Origin of the sequence: Burkholderia sp. Tr-20355 (assembly GCF_017104685.1) — a bacterium.
In the GTDB taxonomy this organism is placed as follows: domain Bacteria; phylum Pseudomonadota; class Gammaproteobacteria; order Burkholderiales; family Burkholderiaceae; genus Burkholderia; species Burkholderia seminalis.
In genome coordinates, this window is record NZ_JAAGPK010000299.1 from 1 (window position 1) to 4630 (window position 4630).

A 4630-nucleotide genomic window follows, 5' to 3' on the forward strand; every position below is an offset into this window, starting at 1 on the left:
TGGCCGGCGTCGCGACGCCGAAGGCGAACGGAATGTCGACGTCGAGCGGACGCGCGACGACGCCGTCCACCGGCAGCGCGACACCGGTGGCCGGATCGACGATGCCGATTCCGATACCCGCGCGCGCGGCCATCACCGCATTCAGCGACGCATTGGTTTCGACGAACACACGCGCGTCGACGCGTGCGGCGGCGAACGCCGCGTCGATTCGCTGGCGCAGCCGGTGCCGGTTCGCGACCGTCACGATGCGGCGGCGCGCGAGGTCGCGCAGCGCGATGCGCGGCTTCGCCGCGAGCGGATCGCCGGCGGGCAGTACGGCGACGCAAGGCGTCTGCGCGATCCAGTGCACGTCGAGCCCGGCATGCGCCATCGGCAGCGTGACGACGCCGACGTCGGCCGTGCCGGCCAGCACTTCGTGCACGACATGCTCGGCTGACTCGCTGCGCAACTGGTAATGCGGCGCGTGCACGTCGTCGGGCAGCGCGGCCAGCGCGGCCGGCACGAGCGTGGCCGCGAGCGACGGCGTCGCCGCGATGCGTACCGGTTCGGCCGTTGCGTCGCCGAGCGCGCGAGCACGCGCCTCGATCGCGCGCAGGCCGACCAGCGAGCGCTCGACTTCCTCGTACAGCAGGAAGGCGCGCCGCGTCGGCGTGACGCGCGGGCCGTGCCGGTCGAACAGCGCGTAGCCGAGATCGGCTTCGAGCTCCTGGATCTGCCGCGTGACGGCCGGCTGCGAGCGGCCGAGCAGTTCGCCCGCGCCGGTCACGCTGCCGGCCGACATGACCGCGGAAAAGGCTTCGAGTTGATGCAACTCCATGACGCGTTCCGATGATGCGATTTGCGCATTGTAGGAGTGCGAGTATGCGTGATTCATATAATGATTTTTGCTATCGACAGCGCGAAAACTGCGAAGCGTGCGATCGTGTCGGCGGCGGGGAGCGCACGCAAACACCTCGATTGCGATCGTCGCCATGAAGAAAACGCCCATCGAATCAACGCGCTGCGGTGCGTGCCGATGCATCGTGCGAAGCGGGGCGAACGGACGACCGCTCGCGAGCGCGATCCGCTTCGCGCCGCGCGCGATATCGATATGCGCAAAACTTCGTTGGATCGTCCCGACCCGGATGGTTACATGCCCTCACTCTTTTCGACTGACTGAAGCTGGGGGACGCATGAAGGTTTCGGGGAACGACGCACGCGGCGCATGGCGGCGCGTGCTGGGCACGGTGGCGGCGCTCGCTGCCGCGTGGGGCTTGTCGACGGGCGGTGTGCTCGCGGCCGGCGTGTCGGGCGAGCCGGTGGTGATCGGCGTGAGCGGGCCGCTCACGGGCCAGGACGCGCAATACGGCGAACAGTGGAAGCGCGGCTTCGATCTCGCGCTCGACGAGATCAACGGCAGCGGCGGCATTCACGGCCGGCCGCTCGCGATCGACTTCCAGGACAGCCGCAGCGATCCGCGCCAGGCCGTCGCGATCGCGCAGAAGTTCGTCGCCGATCCGCGCATCGCGATCGAGCTGGGCGACTTCTCGAGCGCGACGTCGATGGCCGCGTCGCCGATCTATCAGCGCGGGCAACTGGTGCAGTTCGGCTTCACGAACTCGCATCCGGATTTCACGAAGGGCGGCGACTACCTGTGGAGCACCGCGCTGAGCCAGGCCGAGGAGCAGCCGCTGCTCGCGCGTTATGCGGTGAAGGAACTCGGCTTCAAGCGGATCGCGGTGCTGTACCTGAACACCGACTGGGGCCGCACCAGCAAGGACATCTTCGCGAAGGCGGTCGCCGGGCTCGGCGCGCAGGTCGTCGCGGCCGAAGGCTACCAGCCGGCGGAAAAGGACTTCCGCTCGACGCTCGTGCGGATCGGCGCGTCGAACCCCGATTCGATCGTGCTGATTTCCTACTACGCGGACGGCGCGCAGATCGTGCGGCAGGCGCGCACGTCGGGCGTCGCGCTGCCGATCGCGGCGGTCGGCTCCGTGTATTCGCCGAAGTTCCTCGAACTGGGCGGCACGGCCGTCGAAGGCGTCTATACGGAATCGAACTTCTTCCCGGCCGAGCCGCGCCCCGAGGTGCAGGCGTTCGTACAGCGCTATCGCGCCAAATTCCACGCCGATCCCGATTCGTTCGTCGCGCGTGCCTACGACGCGTTGATCCTGTCGGCCGAGGTGCTGCGCCGCTACGGCACGACGCGCCAGGCCGCGCACGACGGCTTCGCGAAGGTCAGCGACGTGCCGAGCGTGATCTTCGGCAAGGTGCGCTTCGATCCGCAGACGCGCCGCGTGGCCGGCGCGCGCACCGTGTACCTGGTCGTGAAGCAGGGGCAGTGGGCGCTGTGGGACGGCGCGAAACCGCAGCTCGCCGCGCGCTGATTCCGCATGAACCGCATGCAAGTGACGGACGCATCGTGATGGCTTCCTGGCTCGACTACACGCTCAACGGCCTCATCGTCGGCAACATCTACGCGCTGCTCGCGGTCGGGCTCGCGCTGATCTTCGGCGTGTCGCACCTGATCAACTTCGCGCACGGCTCGGTCTACATGGTCGGCGCGTTCATCGGCTGGCTGTGCCTGACGCGCTTCGGCCTGCCGCTGCCGGTCGCGCTGGCGGCGGTCGTCGTCGGCTGCGGCGCGCTCGGTATCGCGATCGAGCGGATCGGGTTGCGGCCGCTGCGCCACGCGGCGCGCATCGCGCCGCTGCTCGCGACGATCGGCATCAGCTTCATCCTCGACCAGCTCGCGCAGCTTGCGTTCGGCGCGGATCCGCGTGCGGTGCCGACGCCGCTGCCCGACTGGCATGTGCGGATCGCCGGCGCGACGCTCGGCTCGCTCGACCTGCTGATCGCGGGTATCGGCATCGCGGCGGCCGCGCTGCTGTACGGCTTCCTGCGTTTCACGCGGCTCGGCTGGGCCGTGCGCGCGACCGCGCAGGATCGCGACGCGGCGCTGCAGATGGGCGTCGACGTCGACCGCGTGAACCAGACCGTGTTCGCGATCGCGTGCGCGCTCGGCGGCGTGAGCGGGCTCCTGGTCGGCATGTACTACAACAGCATCGATCCGGCGATGGGCTTCCAGGCGACGCTGAAGGGCGTCGTCGCGCTGCTGATCGGCGGGCTCGGCAACGTGCCGGGCGCGATCGCCGGCAGCCTGCTGCTCGGTCTCGTCGAAAGCTACGGCGTCGCGCTGTTCGGCACGAGCTATCGCGACCTGTTCGCGTTCGGGCTGCTGATCGTGTTCCTCGTGTGGCGGCCGAACGGCCTGTTCAGCGCCAACCGCGCGCTGCCGCCCGAGCCGATGACGGGCACCTTCCTCGCGGCCGCGAAGGCCGTGCGCGTGCCGCGCCCGGTGCTCGTCGCGCTGATCGTGCTGGCGGCCGTGCTGCCGTGGCTCGGCGCGTCGCCGTACGTGCTGCAGACGCTGACCAATGCATGGCTGTACGGATTGCTCGCGCTGAGCCTCACGCTCGTCGCGGGCACGGTCGGGCAGATCTCGCTTGGCCACGCGGCGCTGCTCGTGATCGGCGCGTATGCGTCGGCGTTGTTGTCGTCGGATCTCGGCTGGTCGCCGGCCGTGACGATTCCGTGCGCGGGCGTCATCACGGCCGTGCTCGGCACGCTGCTCGTCTATCCGGCATTCCGGCTGCGCGGGCACTACGTGTCGATCGCGACGCTCGGCATCGGCGAAGTGGTGAGCCTCGTGATCCTGAACTGGGACGGCCTGACGCGCGGCCCGCTCGGCATCACCGGCATCGCGCCGCTGCCGTGGGCGGGCACCGCGCGCGCCGCGTACTGGTTCACGTTCGCGGTGCTCGTCGCGTTCGCGCTCGTGCAGGTGCGGCTGCTGCGCTCGCATCTGGGCCGCACGCTGCGCGCGGTGCGCGAGGACGACGTCGCCGCGCGCGCGCACGGCATCGCGCCGAACCGCTACAAGGCGATCGCGTTCGCCGTCGGCGGCGTCGCGGCCGGCGTGAGCGGCGGCATTGCCGCGCACCTGTACAGCTACATCAATCACCAGACCTTCGATTCGCAGGTGTCGATCCTCGCGCTGACGATGGTGATCCTCGGCGGGCTCGGCAACGTGCTCGGCGGCATCGCGGGCGCGATCGCGCTGATCGGGCTGCCCGAGCTGTTCCGCTGGGCGGCCGACTACCGGATGCTGATCTACGGCCTCGTGCTGCTGCTGCTCGTCCGGTTCCGGCCGCAGGGCCTGCTCGGTACGGTGTGAGGAGAGGAATGCGATGACGACCACTCGACCCTTGCTCGACGTGCAGGGATTGACGCGCCGCTTCGACGGCGTGACCGCGCTCGACGGCGCGAGCCTGACGCTGGCCGACGGCGAACTGCTGAGCGTGATCGGGCCGAACGGCGCGGGCAAGTCGACGCTGTTCAACCTGATCGCGGGGGGCGACCGGCCCGACGCGGGCCGCGTGACGTTCGACGGCCGCGACATCACGGGCACGGCGCCCGAACGGCTCGCGGCGCTTGGCATCGCGCGCACGTTCCAGCACGGCCGCGTGTTCGGCAACCTGAGCGTGCTCGACAACGTGCTGATCGGCGCGCATGCGCGGCTGCGCGCGGCGCGGCCGGGCTGGGATCGGGAGAGCGGCCGTGAGGGGAAGTGGGTTAAGGTCAGGGTGAA

At 69.9% G+C, this 4630-nt stretch carries 5 protein-coding genes; 4 read left to right on the forward strand and 1 reads right to left on the reverse strand.

All coding sequences use genetic code 11. The annotated features are described in order from the left end of the window. Positions 1-817: LysR family transcriptional regulator (locus G3N62_RS34430; protein WP_206141488.1), on the reverse strand; the 817-nt coding region annotated here is incomplete at its 3' end. A gap of 60 nt (positions 818-877) precedes the next feature. On the opposite strand from G3N62_RS34430, the gene G3N62_RS34435 reads away from it, so the two are divergent. The 4 genes from G3N62_RS34435 to G3N62_RS34450 all read left to right on the forward strand — a co-directional run. Beyond that, on the forward strand, positions 878-1159 hold the full coding sequence (locus G3N62_RS34435) for a hypothetical protein (RefSeq protein WP_185733115.1): 282 nt from the start codon (positions 878-880) through the stop codon (positions 1157-1159). 13 nt (positions 1160-1172) lie between these two features. Then, positions 1173-2366, forward strand: a complete 1194-nt coding sequence (locus tag G3N62_RS34440; protein ID WP_124670841.1) for an ABC transporter substrate-binding protein — start codon at positions 1173-1175, stop codon at positions 2364-2366. Positions 2367-2404: 38 nt separating this feature from the next. After that, positions 2405-4216 carry an ABC transporter permease gene (locus G3N62_RS34445; RefSeq protein ID WP_049034267.1) on the forward strand — a complete coding sequence of 604 codons (1812 nt, stop codon included), beginning with the start codon at positions 2405-2407 and terminating at the stop codon, positions 4214-4216. 13 nt (positions 4217-4229) lie between these two features. Beyond that, on the forward strand, positions 4230-4630 hold a 401-nt coding region (locus G3N62_RS34450), incomplete at its 3' end, for an ATP-binding cassette domain-containing protein (protein WP_206141489.1).